The sequence below is a fragment of the Mesorhizobium sp. CU3 genome, from assembly GCF_006442965.1.
GTDB lineage: Bacteria > Pseudomonadota > Alphaproteobacteria > Rhizobiales > Rhizobiaceae > Mesorhizobium.
Genome location: NZ_VFWX01000017.1, coordinates 20,368 through 38,511 on the forward strand (window position 1 = coordinate 20,368; position 18,144 = coordinate 38,511).

21 protein-coding genes are annotated in these 18,144 nt (G+C 64.4%); 11 read left to right on the forward strand and 10 right to left on the reverse strand.

What is annotated here, in order from left to right; translation table 11 throughout:
* Positions 1-3 precede the first annotated feature (3 nt).
* A complete protein-coding gene (locus FJ988_RS23445) occupies positions 4-948 on the reverse strand; it encodes a nucleoside hydrolase (protein ID WP_140820726.1) in 945 nt (314 codons plus the stop codon).
* A gap of 140 nt (positions 949-1,088) precedes the next feature.
* Here FJ988_RS23445 and FJ988_RS23450 point away from each other — a divergent pair, with 140 nt between their 5' ends.
* Both FJ988_RS23450 and FJ988_RS23455 read left to right on the forward strand, forming a co-directional pair.
* On the forward strand, positions 1,089-1,514 hold the full coding sequence (locus FJ988_RS23450) for an Hsp20 family protein (RefSeq protein WP_140820727.1): 426 nt from the start codon (positions 1,089-1,091) through the stop codon (positions 1,512-1,514).
* A 63-nt stretch (positions 1,515-1,577) separates the two neighbouring features.
* Positions 1,578-1,835, forward strand: a complete 258-nt coding sequence (locus FJ988_RS23455) for a DUF1150 family protein (RefSeq protein ID WP_140820728.1) — start codon at positions 1,578-1,580, stop codon at positions 1,833-1,835.
* 78 nt (positions 1,836-1,913) lie between these two features.
* Here FJ988_RS23455 and ptsN read toward each other — a convergent pair whose 3' ends face one another.
* The 6 genes from ptsN to lptC form a co-directional block, all read right to left on the reverse strand.
* A complete protein-coding gene (ptsN, locus tag FJ988_RS23460) occupies positions 1,914-2,378 on the reverse strand; it encodes a PTS IIA-like nitrogen regulatory protein PtsN (RefSeq protein WP_042641064.1) in 465 nt (154 codons plus the stop codon).
* Between the two features lie 61 nt (positions 2,379-2,439).
* Positions 2,440-3,027, reverse strand: coding sequence for a ribosome hibernation-promoting factor, HPF/YfiA family (hpf, locus tag FJ988_RS23465; protein WP_140820729.1), 588 nt, complete (start codon positions 3,025-3,027; stop codon positions 2,440-2,442).
* Between the two features lie 329 nt (positions 3,028-3,356).
* Entirely contained in the window at positions 3,357-4,886 is a 1,530-nt protein-coding gene (gene rpoN, locus FJ988_RS23470; RefSeq protein ID WP_140820730.1) for an RNA polymerase factor sigma-54, read from the reverse strand.
* 423 nt (positions 4,887-5,309) lie between these two features.
* On the reverse strand, positions 5,310-6,128 hold the full coding sequence (gene lptB / locus FJ988_RS23475; protein WP_140820731.1) for an LPS export ABC transporter ATP-binding protein: 819 nt from the start codon (positions 6,126-6,128) through the stop codon (positions 5,310-5,312).
* Positions 6,128-6,721 (reverse strand): LptA/OstA family protein, encoded by a 594-nt coding sequence (locus FJ988_RS23480; RefSeq protein ID WP_140820732.1) that lies wholly within the window; start codon positions 6,719-6,721, stop codon positions 6,128-6,130. Before FJ988_RS23480 ends, lptB begins: the two co-directional genes overlap by 1 nt.
* Positions 6,708-7,412: an LPS export ABC transporter periplasmic protein LptC gene (gene lptC, locus FJ988_RS23485; protein ID WP_140820733.1), complete on the reverse strand. Its 705-nt coding sequence runs from the start codon at positions 7,410-7,412 to the stop codon at positions 6,708-6,710. The genes FJ988_RS23480 and lptC overlap by 14 nt, the downstream gene beginning before the upstream one ends.
* Before the next feature lie 336 nt (positions 7,413-7,748).
* On the opposite strand from lptC, the gene sppA reads away from it, so the two are divergent.
* From sppA to FJ988_RS23505, 4 genes are all read left to right on the forward strand, one after another.
* Complete coding sequence (sppA, locus tag FJ988_RS23490; protein WP_140820734.1) at positions 7,749-8,705, forward strand: signal peptide peptidase SppA; 957 nt, start codon at positions 7,749-7,751, stop codon at positions 8,703-8,705.
* Positions 8,706-8,782: 77 nt separating this feature from the next.
* Positions 8,783-9,067, forward strand: a complete 285-nt coding sequence (locus FJ988_RS23495) for an integration host factor subunit beta (RefSeq protein WP_027165368.1) — start codon at positions 8,783-8,785, stop codon at positions 9,065-9,067.
* Between the two features lie 112 nt (positions 9,068-9,179).
* Positions 9,180-9,512 (forward strand): DUF1049 domain-containing protein, encoded by a 333-nt coding sequence (locus tag FJ988_RS23500; protein WP_140820735.1) that lies wholly within the window; start codon positions 9,180-9,182, stop codon positions 9,510-9,512.
* 25 nt (positions 9,513-9,537) lie between these two features.
* A complete protein-coding gene (locus tag FJ988_RS23505) occupies positions 9,538-10,500 on the forward strand; it encodes an ornithine cyclodeaminase family protein (RefSeq protein WP_140820736.1) in 963 nt (320 codons plus the stop codon).
* Here FJ988_RS23505 and FJ988_RS23510 read toward each other — a convergent pair.
* The 3 genes from FJ988_RS23510 to FJ988_RS23520 form a co-directional block, all read right to left on the reverse strand.
* Positions 10,482-10,922: an EVE domain-containing protein gene (locus tag FJ988_RS23510; protein WP_140820737.1), complete on the reverse strand. Its 441-nt coding sequence runs from the start codon at positions 10,920-10,922 to the stop codon at positions 10,482-10,484. The two genes, FJ988_RS23505 and FJ988_RS23510, sit on opposite strands and share 19 nt — an antisense overlap.
* A complete protein-coding gene (locus tag FJ988_RS23515; protein ID WP_140820738.1) occupies positions 10,919-11,299 on the reverse strand; it encodes a VOC family protein in 381 nt (126 codons plus the stop codon). The genes FJ988_RS23510 and FJ988_RS23515 overlap by 4 nt, the downstream gene beginning before the upstream one ends.
* Positions 11,300-11,369: 70 nt before the next feature.
* A complete protein-coding gene (locus tag FJ988_RS23520; RefSeq protein ID WP_140820739.1) occupies positions 11,370-12,080 on the reverse strand; it encodes a YafY family protein in 711 nt (236 codons plus the stop codon).
* Positions 12,081-12,206: 126 nt separating this feature from the next.
* Between FJ988_RS23520 and FJ988_RS23525 the strand changes: the two genes are divergently transcribed.
* The 5 genes from FJ988_RS23525 (at position 12,207) to FJ988_RS23545 (ending at position 18,064) form a co-directional block, all read left to right on the forward strand.
* Positions 12,207-13,277, forward strand: a complete 1,071-nt coding sequence (locus tag FJ988_RS23525; RefSeq protein ID WP_140820740.1) for a class I SAM-dependent rRNA methyltransferase — start codon at positions 12,207-12,209, stop codon at positions 13,275-13,277.
* Between the two features lies 1 nt (position 13,278).
* On the forward strand, positions 13,279-14,136 hold the full coding sequence (locus tag FJ988_RS23530) for an RNA methyltransferase (protein WP_140820741.1): 858 nt from the start codon (positions 13,279-13,281) through the stop codon (positions 14,134-14,136).
* An 11-nt stretch (positions 14,137-14,147) separates the two neighbouring features.
* Entirely contained in the window at positions 14,148-14,630 is a 483-nt protein-coding gene (lspA, locus tag FJ988_RS23535) for a signal peptidase II (RefSeq protein ID WP_140820742.1), read from the forward strand.
* Positions 14,631-14,686: 56 nt separating this feature from the next.
* Complete coding sequence (locus FJ988_RS23540; protein WP_140820743.1) at positions 14,687-15,676, forward strand: MDR family oxidoreductase; 990 nt, start codon at positions 14,687-14,689, stop codon at positions 15,674-15,676.
* A 108-nt stretch (positions 15,677-15,784) separates the two neighbouring features.
* Complete coding sequence (locus tag FJ988_RS23545) at positions 15,785-18,064, forward strand: PAS domain-containing hybrid sensor histidine kinase/response regulator (RefSeq protein ID WP_140820744.1); 2,280 nt, start codon at positions 15,785-15,787, stop codon at positions 18,062-18,064.
* Positions 18,065-18,144: the final 80 nt, after the last annotated feature.

Consider the following 18,144-nt stretch of genomic DNA (forward strand, 5'->3'; position numbering starts at 1 on the left):
TGATCAGTTTAGCCGGCCGAGCCGCTCCACCAGCAGCGCGAAGAAGCCGTCATGGTCGATGTCGCGCATCACCATGGCGTTCTTTTCGCGCTTGGTGACGCCCCACCAGTCGATCACCGTCATGCCCATGGTGAGCTCCGACGAGGTCTCGACGCTGACGTTGCAGCGGCGGCCCTTGAACAGCTCGGGTTTCAGCAGATAGGCGATGACGCAAGGGTCGTGCAGCGGCCCGCCGTCGGTGCCGTATTTCTCCTCGTCATAGCGCTCGAAGAACTCCAGCATCTCGGCGGTCGCGGTGCCGACCTTGGTGCCGAGCTGGCGGAAGGCCTGGATGCGCTTGGACGTGGTCAGCGCCTTGTGGGTGACGTCGAGCGGCATCATGACGATCGGGATGCCGGATTTGAACACCAGATCGGCGGCTTGCGGGTCGACATAGATGTTGAATTCGGCCGTCGGCGTGACGTTGCCGCCTTCGAAGAAGCCGCCGCCCATCAAGACGATTTCCTTGATGCGCGGAGCGATCCTCGGCTCTCGGATCAGTGCCAGCGCGATGTTGGTGAGCGGGCCGAGCGGGCAGAGCGTGATCGTGCCCGTTTCCTCGCGCATCAGCGTCTCGACGATGAAATCGACGGCATATTGTTCCTGCAGCTTCATCGTCGGCTCGGGCAATTGCGGCCCGTTTAGGCCGGTCTTGCCGTGCACTTCCTCGGCGGTGACCAGCTCGCGCGCCAGCGGGCGGATAGCGCCGGCATAGACCTTGATGTCGGGCCGGCCGGCCAGTTCGCAGATCTTGCGGGCATTGTTCTGGGTGAGTTTCAACGGCACGTTTCCGGCAACGGCGGTGATGCCGACTATGTCCAGTTCGGAGCTGCCGAGCGCCAACAGGATGGCGACGGCATCGTCCTGGCCGGGATCGGTGTCGATGATGATCTTTCGGGACTGCGGCATGTCAATTCCTTTTGGGGAGTCTTTTTGGGCGGGATTTAGCGGCTTGAACTTGATTGGCCGGCGGACCATATCAAGACCATCGGGAAAAATGCCATCCGGGTTTTTCCAGTTTGTGTCGCTCTTGAGAGGACAGTGTAACAATGAGTCGAATGACGCCCTTCTCCAGCCCGCTTCTCCTGGGTTTCGACGCCATGGAAAAGACCCTCGAGCGTCTGGCTAAGTCGGGCGACAGCTATCCTCCCTACAACATCGAGCGCCTGGGCGCCTCCGACGGCAAGGCCGAGCGGCTGCGCATCACGCTCGCCGTCGCGGGCTTCGCCGAAAGCGACCTCGATGTCACCACGGAGGAAAACCAGCTGATCGTGCGCGGCCGTCAGACCGACGACACCGAGCGCGAATTCCTCCACCGCGGCATCGCCGCGCGCCAGTTCCAGCGCTGCTTCGTGCTGGCCGACGGCATGCGGGTGATTGCGGCAGAGCTGAAGAACGGCTTGCTTTCGATCGACCTCGACCGTCCGGAGGCCGAGCGGCTGGTACGGAAAATAAACATATCGGTGAAAGACTGATCTTCGCCGATGGCTCTATGCGAGGCGGCCAATCCTGGCGTCCTCGCGCCAAGGAGGCTTGAAATGACCAGAACTGACGAAACCACCACCATGACCAGCGGCGAACTCGCCCATCTCGGCGAAGGTTCGGTCGCTTATCTCAGGAAAGTCTCGAGCGACGACCTGCGCGGCCGCTTCCCCGGCCTCGAGGAAATCGCTCCCGGCATGGAGCTGTGGGCGCTGTTTGCCGCCAACGGCCAGCCGATCCTGCTTTCCGACGCCCGTGACCGGGCGCTGGCGGGTGCGATGGAGAATGATCTGACCACGGTCGCCATTCACTAAAGGCGGCTTACGGTTTCAGAAATGGAAAGGGCCGCCCGCGGCGGCCCTTGGAAGCTTTAATCCAAAAAAATCGAAACCTCAGGCCGCGTGCGAGGCCTGCGTGTCCGACAGCAGCGCGTGGATCGCCACCGCATCGCGCGTTCCCCTGATCTTGGCCACCGTATCGGCGTCGCGCAGCACGCGCGCGATGCGCGACAGCGCCTTGAGATGGTCGGCGCCGGCACCTTCCGGCGCCAGGAGCAGGAACACGAGATCGACCGGCTGATCGTCCAGCGCCTCGAAATCGACCGGCGTTTCCAGGCGTGCAAAGACGCCGGCGATGCGCTTCACGCCGGCGAGCTTGCCGTGCGGGATGGCGATGCCGTTGCCGACGCCGGTCGAGCCCAGCCGCTCGCGCTGCAGGATGGTATCGAACACCTCCCGCTCCGGAATCCCTGAAATCGCCGCGGCCCTCTCCGACAGCAATTGCAGAAGCTGCTTTTTGGAATTCGCCTTCAACGCCGGCATGATTGCCGGAACGCTGATGAGATCACTGAGATCCATGCTTGAAAAATCCCTTGCTCGCCTGCCGCGCCGGTCGTCGCCCCCTCGCGCGGCCGGCTTTTTATCCCTGAGCGACTTTGGTCGTCGACGGATCGATCCAGCCGATGTTGCCATCCGGCCGGCGGTAGACGATGTTGAGATGGTCGGTTCCGGCGTTGCGGAACAGGAAGACCGGGCTGTCGCTGTTGTCCAGCTCGATGACGGCCGACGCCACCGACATGGTCCGCAGCGTCATGCTTGATTCGGCAACGATGACCGGAGCGAAGTCCACCGGAATGTCTTCTTCATCGTCGGTCAGCGGCGCCATCACCGTATAGGCGATATCGGTCGGCTCCTCGCCATTGCCGTTGCCGGTATTGCGCGACTTCAGCCGGCGCTTGTAGCGCCGCAGCCGCGTCTCGAGGCGATCAGCGGCCGCCTCGAAGGCAAGCGTCGGGTCCTGGGCATCGCCCGTTGCCTGCAGGGACGCGCCGGAATCCAGCCGTACCATGCAATCGGCCGAAAATCGCGATCCCGATTTGATGACGGTGACATGTCCCGAAAAACCACGATCGAAATATTTCTCGATCGCCTCGCCGACGCGGTCGTTGATGCGCGTGCGGAACGCATCCCCGATGTCCATGTGTTTTCCCGAAATGCGCAAATTCATCTGAAAACTGACCTTCCTTGCTCAGGCTTCAAACTGTTCCGAGTTTATACCCGTGGTGCGCACGCACAAGCTTCGCAGCGGCATGCGCGCCGATTTTAGACCCGAACTTTCCGGTTGATCACAAGTCGCCTTCTTGGCCGTCCGTGGCCTTGTCTGACGGACCCATTTGCAAGCTGGCATTACCGCCCTGCTCATGCGGGCGGGCTTCTAGCCACTTCATTGCGGCTTGTCAATGAAGCTTGAGAACTGTGGAAAATCCGCGCCTTCCCGCGGCTGCGAATGCCTGTGTGAATCCCGAGCAGGTCGGCCTCACCCGAAGGTCGGCAAGCCTAGCGGCCGGCGTTGGCCAAAGCCCGCTTCTCGCGCCGCCGCTGCACCGAGGATGCGATGTTCATGCCTTCGCGGTATTTCGCGACGGTACGGCGGGCGATATCGATGCCGCTTTCCTTCAGCATATCGACGATGGCGTCGTCGGAAAGCACGTCCGCGGGCTTCTCCTCGTCGATCATCTGCTTGATACGGTCGCGCACGGCTTCGGACGAATGCGCCTCCCCGCCGGCCGCCGAGGCGATCGAGGCGGTGAAGAAATACCGCAATTCGAAGACGCCACGCGGGGTGAGCATATATTTGTTGGCGGTGACGCGACTGACGGTCGATTCATGCATGCCGATGGCGTCAGCCACCGTGCGCAGGTTGAGCGGCTTGAGATGGCGAACGCCGTGGACGAGGAACGCGTCCTGCTGCCGCACGATCTCGGAGGCCACTTTCAGGATGGTCTTGGCGCGCTGGTCGAGGCTGCGCGTCAGCCAGTTGGCGCTCTGCAGGCACTCGGCGAGGAAATCCTTTTCCGCCTGGTTCTTGGTGTGGCTGGAGACCCTGGCGAAATAAACGTTGTCGACCAGCACGCGCGGCAAGGTGTCGGCGTTGAGCTCCACCGCCCAACTGCCGTCGCTGGCCGCTCGCACCTCGACATCGGCGACGATCGCGTCGCTGGCACCGCCCGAGAACGCCATGCCCGGCCGCGGGTCGAGCGCCCGGATCTCGGCCAGCATGTCGATAAGGTCCTCCTCGTCGACGCCGCAGAGGCGCTTCAAGGCCTGGAAGTCACGCCGCGCCAGAAGCTCGAGATTGGCGACCAGCGCCTTCATCGCCGGGTCGAGCCGGTCGCGCGCGACGAGCTGCAGCGCCAGGCATTCGGCGAGGTCGCGCGCAAAAAGGCCGGCGGGTTCGAAGCTCTGGCACACATTAAGCACGCGCGCCGCCGTCGCCTTGTCCGCGCCGAGACGCGCAGCGACCTCATCGAGCTCGGCGCGCAGATAACCGGCTTCGTCGAGCCCATCGGCAAGTTCGCCGGCGATCAGGCGCTCGCCGGGATTGAGCGAGGCAAGCGCGATCTGTTCGCCGACATGCTCGCGCAGCGTCACCACGGAGGCGGCCATGTCGCCGATATCGAAGCCTTCGGAGGCCGCCATGCCGGCGCCGCCACCCGAAGCCGACTTCCACTGCGCCGTCAGGTCCGGCCCGAGCCGCTCGCTGGTGCCGGGATCGTCGGGAAACAGGTTTTCCAGCGACGAGTCGAGCTTGTCCGAAATCGCCTCGGCGCTCCACTCCGTCTCGCCCTCGAACCAATCACCCTCGGCAGGCTTTTCCTGCGCGGCATCGCTCTTCTGCAATTGGTCGGTCACCGCGTCGTCCTGCGGCTCCGCCCGCTCCAGCAGCGGATTGCGCTCGATCTCCTCGTCGATGAAGCGCTCGAGCTCGACATGGGTCAGCTGCAGCAATCGAATCGACTGCATCAGCTGCGGCGTCATCACCAGCGACTGGGACTGTCTGAGCTGCAGTTTGGCTGCCAGCGCCATGGTGTTGTTCAAACGCCTCGTCTACGCATCGGACTAACCGAAACAGATTTTTCCGGCCGACCATAAAAACTGGCCCGGCTTTTGCTTGTCAAGGCAAACGCTAGCAGTCGAGGCTTACCGGAGCGTTATCGGGCGAGGAATCGCGAAAAACCGATCGGAATTCGTCTGAATTCACCGCGAGGAAACGAATTTAACGCGCCGGAGCAACTCCAGGAAAAAGGGCGAAGCGTTTGGGCTCGGCGACTTCGCCGGAGCCTTCCAGCCGGGATTGCGTAAAATTCCAAGGTGCGTTGAGATTCAGGTCAGGCCGAGCCGAAAACGGTGGTTTCGAGAACCGGAGCGGAGCGTACTTTTCGTACGTGAGCACCGGAAGCGCAGGAAACCGGCGTTTGCAGGCCGGCATCACCTGAATATCAACACACCTTAAAGCGTAAAGCCTTCGCCGAGATAGAGGCGCCGCACATCGGCATTGGCGACGATCTCGTCGGCACGGCCGTGCGTCAGCACCTGGCCGGCATGGATGATGTAGGCGCGATCGATCAGGCCGAGCGTCTCGCGCACATTGTGGTCGGTGATCAAAACCCCGATGCCGCGCGCGGTGAGATGGCGCACCAGCTGCTGGATATCGGCGACCGCGATCGGGTCGATGCCGGCGAACGGCTCGTCGAGCAGCATATAGGCCGGCCTGGTCGCCAGCGCCCGGGCGATTTCGAGGCGGCGGCGTTCGCCGCCCGACAGCGACATCGACGGCGCCTTGCGCAGATGGCTGATGTGGAATTCCTCGAGCAGCTCGTCGAGCGTGCGCTCGCGCTCCTTGCGGTCCTTTTCCACCACTTCCAGCACGGCGCGGATGTTCTGCTCGACATTCAGGCCGCGGAAGATCGAGGCTTCCTGCGGCAGATAGCCGATGCCGAGACGGGCGCGGCGGTACATCGGCATCGAGGTGACGTCGAAGCCGTCGATCTCGATCGTGCCCTCGTCGACGGGCACAAGGCCGGTGACCATGTAGAAGCAGGTGGTCTTGCCGGCGCCGTTGGGACCGAGCAGGCCGACGGCCTCGCCGGCGCGTACGCCGATCGTCACGCCGCTCACCACCTTACGCCCCTTGTAGCTCTTGGTCAGGCCCTTGGCGATCAGGGTGCCCTTGAACTTGGCCTTGTCGGTGCCGACCGTCGCCGGCGCAGCCGGCTTTGCGGCCGCCCGCCCCGGAAGACGGGCCAGCAGCGAAGTTACGCCGGCCATTAGTTGCTCGACGCTCCCTGCTTCTGCGCGTCCTGCTTCTGCGGCTTGAACATCATGATGACGCGCGGGCAGCCGTCGACATTGCCGAGGCCGCTCTTCATCTGCACGGTGAGCTTGCAGCCCTTGAGCACATTGTCGCCCTGCGACAGCACCACTTCCTGACCCGAAAGCACCAGCACCTGCGTCTTCATATCGAATTTGCCGGTATCGCCAGTGGCGATCTGGTCGTTCGATTTGATGTAGACTTTGTTCTCGACCACGAGGTGGTCGATGTTGGCGGCGCCCGTCATCGCCGACGCACCCGCCGCAGCGCTTTTATCGCCATTGGCAGGCTTGACGTAGTAGACCGTCATCTTGCCGGCCTTGAGCAGGGTCGGCCCCTGGTTGACCGTCACATTGCCGGTGAACACCGCCATGCTCTCGTTCTGCCGCACCTCGAGCTTGTCGCTTTCGATCTGTATCGGCTGGTCGCCCGACAGCTTCAACCCGGGAATCTGGCTGGTCGCGCTCGACTGCGCGAATGAATGCGCCGTTCCCAGTACCAGCAATGTGGAGGCCGCGCCGACGAGCCAGGCGGATTTACTGCGACGCATTCTGTTCTCCACTTTGTACCCCCGCCGCCTTGAGCGCGGCCGGATCGATGTTGACGCGCACCCGGTTCTCGAAGACCACGAGCCTGCCGTTGTCCTCGACCGACATCGAATCCGCGGTGATGCGCGATCCGCCACGGCTGACATCCACCGGATTGCTCGTCTTCATAGAGCCTTTGCCCATGTCTAGGAAGATCGATTTGAACTTCGCCACCATGCCGTCCGAAGTGGTCACGCTGACATCGCTGGTGAGGTCCATCGTGTTGGCGTCGCGGTCGTAGATACCGTGCGTGGCATCGACCGCCACAACATTGTCGCTGGCGACCGGCAGCTTGGCGTTGATGCCTTCGAGGTCGATGATGGACTGCTTGCCGACATCCTGCGTCGCCCTGGTCGCAGTCAGCGAATAGGGCAGCTTCTGCTTGGTGAAACCGTTGAGCTTGGGATTGGCCATCACCAGCTTGCCGTCGGAAAATGCCGTTCCGTCGGCCTGCACCGAGATCGATACCGGCGCGCCGAGATAGGAATAGATAGGAAAGGCGATGGCGATCGCGGCCGCGAGCAGCGGCACCGCGAATTTCAGCACGCGCACGCGCCGCGAATGCTTCTGCGCGCGATGAAAGGCGTCGCCCCGCATGCTGTCCGGCGTCGCGGGAGCCTCGGCATCGCTCATTTCGTCAGATCGCGCCAACATGATCGTTTCTGTTAAAGCCTTATGCCCGCAAACACCGCCTATAGGTGGTATGCCGGTCCCCGCACGCAAGCACAAGCCGAGCAAAACTGCAAAAATATGACAAACTTCAGCCTGCGACGGACACCAAATCCCGCGCGGCTTCGTACACTTCATAGCAGATACGCAGCCATTGCGTTAATTTTTCGTGAGGGCGTCGTCAACGGCTGCGGTTGTCGTTAATGCATGTGTGCCGCGGTTGCGGGACAGCGACAAGCATCGAAACAAAGACCCAAAGCGGTAGCCGCGCGCGGAAGCTTGCTTTAAAAGCGGCCTTTTCCACCATTCACGAGGCAGACAATGGCAATGAGAGCCGACGACCTGATCGACCGCCGCCGCCTGCGCCGCAAGCTGACATTCTGGCGCGTGGCCGCTTTTGTGGTTCTGGCGGCAGCGGTGATCGGCTTTGCCTCCTGGTTCTATGACGGAAAGTTTACCGGCAGCGCGCTCGATCACATTGCCAAGGTCAGGATCGAAGGCACCATCACCGAAGACGACGAACTGATCACAAGGCTGGAGACGATCCGCACCTCGCCGCAGGTCAAGGGCGTCATCCTGGTGATCGATTCGCCCGGCGGCACGACGGTCGGCGGCGAGTCGATCTTCGAGGAAGTGCGCAAGCTTGCCGGCGACAAGCCGGTGGTGGCCGAAATCGGCACGCTTGCCGCGTCCGCCGGCTATATGATCGCCAGTGCCGCCGACCACATCGTTGCCCGCAAGACCTCAATTGTCGGCTCGATCGGCGTGCTCATCCAATATCCCGATGTCAGCGGCTTGATGGACAAGCTCGGCATCAAGCTGGAGGAGGTGAAGTCCTCGCCGCTCAAGGCTGCGCCCTCGCCGTTCAAGCCGACCAATGACGACGAGCGCGCCATGGTGCGCAAGCTGATCCTCGACAGCTACGACTGGTTCGTCGGCATCGTCGCCGACCGCCGCAAGATGACGCGCGACCAGGCGCTGGCGCTGGCCGACGGCTCGATCTTCACGGGCCGCCAGGGGCTCGCCAATCATCTGGTCGACGCTCTCGGCGGCGAGCAGGAGGCGATCGACTGGCTGGCGACCAAGGGCGTCGACGGCAAGCTCAAGGTCATCGAATGGAAGGATACCGACGGGCGCGGCGGCTTCTTGCTCTCACAGTCGATGGCAAAAATGGCGGCCAAGGCGCTCGGCTTGCCCGATGCCGGCGGCGACGTCATTCACGAACTGGGCGCCGACCGCTTGTTTCTTGACGGTCTCGTTTCGGTCTGGCACCCTTGAGGTGCCGTTGGGCGAGCCAAAAAAGCAATAAAAATCATCCTGATAATTGACCGCAGTGGTTTACGGGGAACGTTCCTATGATCAAATCCGAGCTTGTGCAGATCATCGCTGCACGCAACCCGCATCTGTTTCTGCGCGATGTCGAAAACATCGTCGGTGCGATCTTCGATGAAATCACCGACGCCCTTGCGGAGGGCAATCGCGTCGAACTGCGTGGTTTCGGCGCCTTTTCGGTGAAAAACCGCCCCGCCCGCACCGGCCGCAACCCGCGCACCGGCGAATCCGTCGAGGTCGAGGAGAAATGGGTGCCGTTCTTCAAGACCGGCAAGGAGTTGCGCGAAAGGCTGAACGGCGGCAAATAGGCGCCGCGCCGGCGGGTTGAACCGTGGCGTGAAAGCATGTCTCCCGAAAGGGGGGGCCGGTTTTCGGAACACAGACATGCTCGCCTTAAGCCGTCGCTCCCATGGAGATCTGATGTTCAATCGCTTCATCCTCATCGTGGTCTTCGTGCCGCTGGCCGTCATCCTGATCGCGCTCGCCGTGGCCAATCGCGGCCCGGTCGCCTTCACGCTCGACCCGTTCCATCCCGGCAATCCCGCACTGACACTGAACTGGCCGTTCTTCATCTTCCTGTTCCTGGCGCTGGCCGTCGGCATGATCGTCGGCAGCTTGGCCACCTGGGTGAAGCAGGGCCGTTATCGCAAGCTCGCTCGCCAGCGCGGCCTCGAGGCGGAGAACCTGCGCCAGGCGGTGAGCCGCGCGCCGGCCGCGCCGCAAGGCCCGGCGCTGCCCAAGCCGACCAACTGATCGGCACTTTTCCACGGAGCCTTCTATGCTGACCATTTCGGCCGCCGAGGTCGACAGCGCGCTGACCTTCCCGGGTCTTGTCGAGACCTTGCGCACCGCTTTCCGCGACGGCGCCGTGCAGCCCGTCCGGCATCACCACGGCGTCGAGCGGCCGGATGGAGCCGCCTCGACGCTGCTCCTGATGCCGGCATGGACCGACTTCAACGCCGCCGGCACCTCGGTCGGCGGCCATATCGGCGTCAAGATCGTCACCGTCTCGCCCGACAACAATGCCATCGGCAAGCCGGCGGTGATGGGCCTCTATCTTTTGCTCGACGGTGTCACCGGCGAGCCGCAAGCGCTGATCGACGGCCAGCGGCTGACCCAGTGGCGCACGACTTGCGCTTCGGCGCTCGCCGCCTCCTATCTCGCCCGCACGGATGCCTCGCGGCTTCTGGTGATCGGCGCCGGCGCGCTGTCGCCTTTCCTTGCCAAGGCGCATTCGGCGGTTCGCCCGATCACCTCCATCCGCATCTGGAACCGCACCGCAGCCAATGCCGAAAAGGTTGCGGCTGCCTTGCGCGCCGAAGGCTTTTCGGCCAGCGCCGCCGGCGACCTCGACGCCGAGCTTGCCGAGGCCGACATCGTTTCGTCGGCGACGATTTCGACCGCGCCGCTGGTCAAGGGCGCGCGGCTGAAGCCCGGCACCCATGTCGATCTCGTCGGCGGCTTCACGCCCGAAATGCGCGAGGCCAATGACGATGCCATCTCGCGAGCCCGCGTCTATGTCGACACCCGCGCCGGTGCCACCAAAGAGGCCGGCGACATTGTCCAGCCGCTGGCCTCCGGCGTGCTCAAGCCCGAAGCGATCATCGCCGACCTGCATGAACTGGCGCGCGGCGAGAAGAACGGCCGGCAAAGCGACAGCGAGATCACGCTGTTCAAGTCGGTCGGCGCGGCACTTGAAGACCTCGCTGCCGGCATCGCCGTCTACAAGGCGCTCAAATAGTCAGGGCTTGCTCCCATCGCTTCGCCGATCAGCCGGAAATCATGCTCGCTGATCTCGAACAGGCCGAAGCGCAGTTGATAGCCCCAGTTCGGCTTCCCGGCGGTAAAATCCAACTGATCGAGCAGCGGTTTGATCGGCGCCTCCTTGCCGTCGCACCAGTCGACGTCGCGCCGCGCGGGTGTGAAGCCGCCGCCCATGACGCCCTCATACACTTCGCCTTGCCGCACGGTGCCGATCGCCGTGAAGGATTGCAGCCCGCCCTTCTCGCCGAGCACGGTGCTCGGCGAGTAGTAGACGACGCCGTCACCCGGCTTGATGCGGCGCAACGGCGCCGCCTTGCCATGATTGACCTGCATGAAGCCGTTCTTGCGGCCGATCCGCACATGCTCGGCCGATGCCACCGCGATCCAGAAGCCACTCATCCTTGCGCTCCCTCGAAGGGCCAGTAAACGCGCAGGCGATGATTGTCCGGATCGAGCGCGACGAAGGTGCGGCCGAAATCGAGATCGGTCGGATCTTGCAGCATGGCAAGGCCCCTGCCAATCCAATCCGCATGGGTGGCATCGACCGCCGCCGCGTTCTCGACCGCAAGCACGAGCTCGCCGCCGCCACCTGCCGCTGCCGCGGCCGGCTCCACAGTATGACGCGACCAGAGGCCGAGCTTGAAACCCTTGTCGAGCACGAACATGACGAAGGTCGGCGAGGATTCGACCGGCTCGCGTCCGAGCAGCGAGGCGTAGAAAGCGCCGCTCTTTTCCGGGCTGTCGACATAGAGGATGACGAAATTCGGCGTGGTCATGTCTGGTCTCCAAAGTCTCTGAACCTTGGAGACGATATGCAAGCCTGCTGTCAGATTCTGGCAGCATCGATCAACCGGAAGTCCCCTTCGCACCGTTGCGGCCGGGCGCATCGAGCGTCGCCCGCCATTCCTTCAGCATTGCCTGACGGCGGCGCGGATAGCGGATCCCGGTGGGCGTAAGGCCAGACATCCGGTCGGCGCGAAAATGCCGAAAATCCCGGCGCATCTCACACCACGCCACCATCACCCGCACCTTATCGAAGAAGGCGAGCGCGAACGGCCAGACCAGGCGCTCGGAGGCAGCGCCCTCGGCGTCGCGATAGACGAAGCCGAGCTTGCGCTCGTCGCGGATCGCTTGCCTGACGACGCCGAGATCGATCGCTTCGAGATGGTCCGAACGCGGCCCGACCAGCAGCGTCGTGGCATCGAGGTCCTCGCGCAGATCGTCCGGCAGCACCGCCGCGATCTTGGCCAGCGCATCCGCAGCGGCCGCCGCCAGCCTCTTGTCGGGCTGCTTAGCCACCCAACGCGATCCAAGCACGATCGCCTCGATCTCCTCGTCGGAGAACATCAGTGGCGGCAGCATGAAGCCGGGTTTCAGCACATAGCCCAGCCCCGCCTCGCCCTCGATCGGCGCGCCCTGCCCCTGCAGCGTCGCGATGTCGCGATAGAGCGTGCGGATCGACACGCCCATCTCGTCCGCGAGCGTGTGGCCGCTCACCGGCTGGCGATGGCGGCGCAGGATCTGGATCAGGTCGAGCAGGCGTTCGGAACGGGACATCTACCGCAGGATAGAACCGCACGGGCGCGGCCGGAAGCCGCCGCAACGTCCGCGCGGCGCATGCTTTGTTGCGCCGATGGGCCTTGCTGTGGCAGAAGCGGGCCGAACCGCCGGAGTTGATCCTTCTTGAAATCTTTTCGCGACAAGCGCCGCGATAGCCGTCCCGCCCGGGCGGAGCAGCCACGCCCGCGCGATGCGTTTGCGCCGGCGCGGCCGCCGGCAAAGCCTGCCGAGCGGCCCGAACCGAAGGACAGGCAGGAGGTAAAGCCCGCGCCGCGCATAGTGGCGCGCCGCGAGGGCCAGTTGCCGGCCGAAAAGCTGCCGCTGATCCTCGAAGTCGCGCCCAATGCCGATTACGCGCTGCTCGACAGCGGCGGCGGCGAGAAGCTGGAGCAATACGGCCCCTATCGCATCGTGCGCCCCGAAGGCCAGGCGATCTGGCAGCGCGCCCTGCCGGCGAAGGAATGGCACCGCGCCGACGCCATCTTCACCGGCGACACCGACGAGGAAGGCATCGGCCGCTGGCGCTTTCCCAAGTCGCCGCTCGGCGAAACCTGGCCGATGAAGCATGACGGCATCGACTATCTCGGCCGCTTCACCTCCTTCCGCCATGTCGGCGTCTTTCCCGAGCAGGCCTCGCACTGGGACCACATGGCCGGCCTGATCGCGGCGGCGAAGCGTCCGGTGAAGGTCTTGAACCTCTTCGGCTACACCGGCCTTGCCTCGCTGGTCGCGGCCCGCGCCGGCGCCGAAGTCACCCATGTCGATGCCTCGAAGAAGGCGATCGGCTGGGCGCGAGAGAACCAGGAGATGGCCGGCCTTGCCGACAAGCCGATCCGCTGGATCGTCGAGGACGCAGTGAAATTCGCCGAGCGCGAGGAACGCCGCGGCAGCCGCTACGACATCGTGCTGTTCGATCCGCCGGCCTATGGCCGCGGCCCCAAGGGCGAAGTCTGGCAATTGTTCGAGGATCTGCCTGGATTGACCGATCTCTGCCGCTCGATCCTGACGCCGAAGCCGATCGCCGCCGTGCTCACCGCCTATTCGATCCGGGCCTCCTTCTTCGCCATCCATGCCTTGATGCGCGATACGTTTGCCGGCATGGGCGGCACGGTCGAATCCGGCGAACTTATCATTCGCGAGAAGTCGGCCGGCCGCGCTTTGTCGACCTCGCTGTTCTCGCGCTGGGTGGCTTGAAATGAACGCACATGACGGCGCCCGCCCGGTCGGGCAGGTCAAGGAAGTCACCAGCCTTGCCAATCCGCTGGTCAAGGACATCAAGGCGCTGGCGCTGAAGAAATTCCGCGACCAGCAGAACGCCTTCATGGCCGAGGGCCTGAAGCTGGTCATCGACGCGCTCGACCTCGGCTGGTCGATCAAAACGTTGGTCTTTGCAAAGGCCGGACGCGGCAATGCGGCGGTCGAAAAGGTCGCCGCGCGCACCGTTGCCGCCGGCGGCACCGTGCTGGAAGTCTCGGAAAAGGTGCTGGCCGCCATCACCCGGCGCGAAAACCCGCAAATGGTGGTAGGCGTCTTTGCCCAGCAGACCTTGGCGCTGAAGGACATTCGCGCCAGGGATGGCGATGTCTGGGTGGCGCTCGACCGCGTCCGCGACCCCGGCAATCTCGGCACCGTCATCCGCACCGTCGACGCCGTCGGTGCCAAGGGCGTCATCCTGGTCGGCGAGACCACCGATCCGTTCTCGCTGGAGACGGTGCGCGCCACCATGGGCTCGATCTTCGCCGTTCCGGTCGCCAGGGCGACCGAGCAGGCCTTTCTTGCCTGGCGGCGCGATTTCTCCGGCCTCGTCGCCGGCACCCATCTCAAGGGCGCGGTCGACTATCGGTCCGTCGATTTTTCGCGCGGTCCGGTGCTGCTTTTGATGGGCAACGAGCAGCAGGGCCTGCCCGGCAGCCTGGCCGAAAGCTGCGACAGGCTGCTCAGGATTCCGCAAGCCGGCCGCGCCGACTCGCTCAACCTGGCGGTCGCCACCGGCGTCATGCTGTTCGAGATAAGGCGCGGCGCCTTGAAGCTCGACGCCACCGAGACGCGATGAGGACTGATTAAGTGAAATCCTGGTCCCCTTATGCCCTGCTGGTGGTCGTTGCAGTCGCGCTCGACCAGTGGATCAAGCAACTAGTCGAGAACGGTCTCGCCTTCCAGGAAAAGGTCGATCTCGTGCCGTTCCTGGCGCTGTTTCGCACCTATAATACCGGCATCGCCTTCTCGATGTTCCAGTCCTTCGGCGACACCGGCCTGGTGGTTATCGCCGTGCTGGTCGTCGCTTTCGTGCTCTATCTCGCCACACGCACGCCGGCCGGACATATCGTCGCCCGCGTGGGCTTTGCGCTCATCATCGGCGGCGCGCTCGGCAATTTGATCGACCGCGCCGTCTACGGCCACGTCATCGACTACATCTTGTTCCACACGCCCGTCTGGTCCTTCGCCGTGTTCAACCTCGCCGATGCCTTCATTTCGGTCGGCGCCGCACTTGTCGTCTTCGACGAACTGATCGGCTGGCGCCGCCAGCCGAAGCCTTCGCAAGATTGACCGCGCGGGTCTGTCGCCGCACAGTCCAACGACCCACGGAAACCCGAGGAGAAAAAATGTCCGCCACGTTCAAAGCCATCCTGGTTTCGCGCGATGCCGAGAAGAAGCAATCCGTCGATGTCGTCGACCTGACCGAAGCCGAGCTGATGGAAGGCGATGTCACCGTTGCCGTCGAGGCGACGACGGTGAACTACAAGGATGGGCTGGCCATCACCGGCAAGGCGCCGGTGGTACGTCGCTGGCCGCTGGTACCGGGCATCGATTTCGCCGGCACCGTGATCGACTCCTCGCATGCGGATTGGCGCAAGGGCGATCATGTCATCCTCAATGGCTGGGGCGTCGGCGAGACGCATTACGGCGCCTATGCCGGACGCGCCCGCGTCAAGGGCGACTGGCTGGTACCGCTGCCGGAAGGCATCAGCGCGCATGACGCGATGGCCGTCGGCACCGCCGGCTATACGGCAATGCTCTCCGTCATGGCGCTGGAACGCCACGGCATCCTGCCTGACCGAGGCCCCGTGGTGGTGACGGGTGCGGCCGGCGGCGTCGGCTCTGTCGCCGTCTCGATCCTCTCCAGCCTCGGCTACCACGTGATCGCATCCACCGGCCGCAATGCCGAAAGCCCCTATTTGATCGACCTCGGCGCGGCCGAGGTTATCTCGCGCGAGGAGCTTAGCCAGCCGGCCAAGCCCCTTGCCAAGGAACGTTGGGCCGGCGGCGTCGATTCCGTCGGCAGCCATACCCTGGCCAATGTGCTGTCGATGACCTCCTATGGCGGCGCCGTCGCCGCCTGCGGCCTGGCCGGCGGAATGGATCTGCCGTCGAGCGTCGCCCCCTTCATCTTGCGCGGCGTATCGCTGCTCGGCATCGATTCCGTCATGGCACCGAAAGCAGTCCGGCTGGAGGCATGGCGCCGCATCGGCAAAGATCTCGACCTCAAGAAATTGTCGACCTTGTCACGCACGATCGGCTTCGACGGCATCGTCGATGCCGCGCGCGACATCGTCGAAGGCAAGGTCAGGGGCCGCGTCGTCGTCGATATGTAGCCGGCAAGCCCCGGTTTCGTCGGCGCCGATGCCCGGAACGCACGAAATCGCTAAAATTCGAACGATCCGCCGCAGCCTTCCATAATCTCTATCTGGCATGGTTCGCGCATGGTCGCGGATTCCGACACCAGGCAGGACAGCAAGCCGGCAGGCGCTGACGGGCTCGCCCCGGATGCGCCCAGGCGGCGTTTGCTCGTCACGCCGCCGCTGGCGCCCGAATTGCCGCGCGCCAGGCACGAAGGCCTGCCCTTCCTGACGCTCGTCGCCATTGCCGTGCTGATCGGACTGGCGCATCTCACCGGAGCGCCGCCGATCGTCACCATCGGCCTTGCCGCGATGGGACTTGCCGGCCTCGCAATGTATCTGCGCGAACGTCGCGACAAGCGCCGCACCGCGGCGCTGCTCGATGCGACGGCTGCCCGCAGCCGCGCCGAGATCGAGACGCTGGCCGACCGCATGTGGGAGATGCAGGAGAGCGAAGAGCGTTTTCGCGGCCTCATCGACGCGCTCGGCGATCTCGTCGTCCACCGCAACCGCGACGGCCATATCGTCTATGCCAACAAGGTGTTTGCCCAGCTCGTCGACATCGACCCGCGCGATCTCGCCGGCAAGACCCTGTCGGAGCTTGGCATCGATGTCGGCATCGTTCCCGACGCCGCCTTTTCCGATCACGAATGCCTGAGCTCCACCGATGTCGCCATCCGCACGCCGAGCGGTCCGCGCTGGTTCTCCTGGATCGAACTGTCGGTGCGCGACAAGGACACCGGCGCTGTCTCGCATCGGGCGATCGCCCGCGACATAACCGGGCGCAAGCGCGCCGAAGCCTCGCTGATCACCGCGCGCGAACGCGCCGAGTATGCCAGCCAAGCCAAGTCGCGCTTCCTCGCCACTGTCAGCCATGAGATCCGCACGCCGATGAACGGCATCATGGGCATGGCGAAATTGCTTGCCGACACCGACCTGTCGCCGGAGCAGCGCACCTATGTCGGCGCCGTCTCGACCTCCGCCAGCGCGTTGCTCGCCCTCATCGAAGACCTGCTCGACTATTCCAAGATCGAGGCCGGCCGTTTCGAACCCGAACCGCAGCCGACCTCGCTGCGCGAGATCGCCGACAACATCATCGAGCTCCTGGCTTCGAAGGCCTTCGCCAAGAATATCGGGCTGGGCTGCCACGTCGAACCCGATGTGCCGCAGATGATCACCGCCGACCCGGGCCGCCTGCGCCAGGTGCTGCTCAATCTCATCGGCAATGCCGTGAAATTCACCGACGCCGGTGGCGTGCTTTTGACCGTGGCGCGCGCCCGCACCGAGACCACCGACCATATCTGCTTCACGGTCGCCGACACCGGCCCGGGGCTGCGCGAGGAGGACATGGATCGCATCTTCGAGGAATTCGAGCAGTCAGACGGGACCTCGACCAGGGTGCATGGCGGCGCCGGCCTCGGCCTTGCGATCTCGAAGCGGCTGGTCTCCGCCATGGGCGGCACCATCTCTGTCTCGAGCCGGCTCGGCGAAGGCTCGGAGTTCGTCCTCGAAATCCCCGCGGTCCAGGCGACCGAACCGCCGCAGCACCGCAAGAACATCCTGGCCGACCGGCGCGCGGTGATCGTGTCGAGGAACGCGATCGAGGCCGATGCCATCGCCCGCACCATCCGCACCCATGGCGGCAGCGTCGAAATCGTCGCCACGCCGACCCAGGCCGCGCCCTTGGCCTCGGGCTGCAACGCGCTGCTGATCGATGCCGCGCTGGAGAACAGCGACGGACGCATGCTTAAGCGCCTGCGCGAAAGCGGCTTCGCCGATTGCGAGGCCATCACGCTGATCGCGCCGACCGACCGCGGCCTGCTCGGCGAATTCCGCGCCAATGGCTACGCCACCTTCCTTGCAAGGCCGGTGCGTGGCGAAACGCTGCTTCGGGTGCTGTTGACCAGCCATGCGCCGGCGCCCGCCCAGCCGCAGCCCGAGCCGCGCGGCGGCTCCTCCGCACGCCGGCGCGACCAGGGCCTGTCTGTGCTGATCGCCGAGGACAACGACATCAACGCCTTGCTCGCCCGCGCCACGCTTACCAAGGCCGGACATCGCGTCAGGATCGTCGGCAACGGCAAGGCCGCGGTCGATGCCGTGACCGAGGCCGGGCTCAAGCACCGCTTCGACGTGGTGCTGATGGACCTCCACATGCCGGTCATGGACGGGCTCGACGCGATCGCGGCCATCCGCCGGCATGAGGAAGCGACCGCCGTGCCGCCGATCCCGATCATGGTGCTCTCGGCCGACAGCCAGGAAAAGACCCGCCATGCGGTACTTGCTCACGGCGCCAGCGGCTTCGTGACCAAGCCGCTCGATCCCGACGCGCTCGTCCAGGCGGTCGAGGGCCAGGTCGCGGCTTAGGCTTTCGAAAACTGCAATCCGGTTCTAGCCAAACAGACGTGAGAGTTCCGGTCCGATTTAGGTGCCTTGGGGCGGTAACG

Coding starts and splice junctions, on each gene's coding strand:
- FJ988_RS23530 (WP_140820741.1), top strand. CDS start 13,279: ATGAACGCACATGACGGCGCCCGCCCGGTCGGGCAGGTCAAGGAAGTC.
- FJ988_RS23505 (WP_140820736.1), top strand. CDS start 9,538: ATGCTGACCATTTCGGCCGCCGAGGTCGACAGCGCGCTGACCTTCCCG.
- FJ988_RS23445 (WP_140820726.1), bottom strand. CDS start 948: ATGCCGCAGTCCCGAAAGATCATCATCGACACCGATCCCGGCCAGGAC.
- FJ988_RS23540 (WP_140820743.1), top strand. CDS start 14,687: ATGTCCGCCACGTTCAAAGCCATCCTGGTTTCGCGCGATGCCGAGAAG.
- FJ988_RS23520 (WP_140820739.1), bottom strand. CDS start 12,080: ATGTCCCGTTCCGAACGCCTGCTCGACCTGATCCAGATCCTGCGCCGC.
- ptsN (WP_042641064.1), bottom strand. CDS start 2,378: ATGGATCTCAGTGATCTCATCAGCGTTCCGGCAATCATGCCGGCGTTG.
- FJ988_RS23500 (WP_140820735.1), top strand. CDS start 9,180: ATGTTCAATCGCTTCATCCTCATCGTGGTCTTCGTGCCGCTGGCCGTC.
- FJ988_RS23480 (WP_140820732.1), bottom strand. CDS start 6,721: ATGCGTCGCAGTAAATCCGCCTGGCTCGTCGGCGCGGCCTCCACATTG.
- lptB (WP_140820731.1), bottom strand. CDS start 6,128: ATGGCCGGCGTAACTTCGCTGCTGGCCCGTCTTCCGGGGCGGGCGGCC.
- FJ988_RS23455 (WP_140820728.1), top strand. CDS start 1,578: ATGACCAGAACTGACGAAACCACCACCATGACCAGCGGCGAACTCGCC.
- FJ988_RS23510 (WP_140820737.1), bottom strand. CDS start 10,922: ATGAGTGGCTTCTGGATCGCGGTGGCATCGGCCGAGCATGTGCGGATC.
- FJ988_RS23450 (WP_140820727.1), top strand. CDS start 1,089: ATGAGTCGAATGACGCCCTTCTCCAGCCCGCTTCTCCTGGGTTTCGAC.
- lptC (WP_140820733.1), bottom strand. CDS start 7,412: ATGTTGGCGCGATCTGACGAAATGAGCGATGCCGAGGCTCCCGCGACG.
- FJ988_RS23515 (WP_140820738.1), bottom strand. CDS start 11,299: ATGACCACGCCGAATTTCGTCATCCTCTATGTCGACAGCCCGGAAAAG.
- rpoN (WP_140820730.1), bottom strand. CDS start 4,886: ATGGCGCTGGCAGCCAAACTGCAGCTCAGACAGTCCCAGTCGCTGGTG.
- FJ988_RS23495 (WP_027165368.1), top strand. CDS start 8,783: ATGATCAAATCCGAGCTTGTGCAGATCATCGCTGCACGCAACCCGCAT.
- sppA (WP_140820734.1), top strand. CDS start 7,749: ATGGCAATGAGAGCCGACGACCTGATCGACCGCCGCCGCCTGCGCCGC.
- FJ988_RS23545 (WP_140820744.1), top strand. CDS start 15,785: ATGGTCGCGGATTCCGACACCAGGCAGGACAGCAAGCCGGCAGGCGCT.
- hpf (WP_140820729.1), bottom strand. CDS start 3,027: ATGAATTTGCGCATTTCGGGAAAACACATGGACATCGGGGATGCGTTC.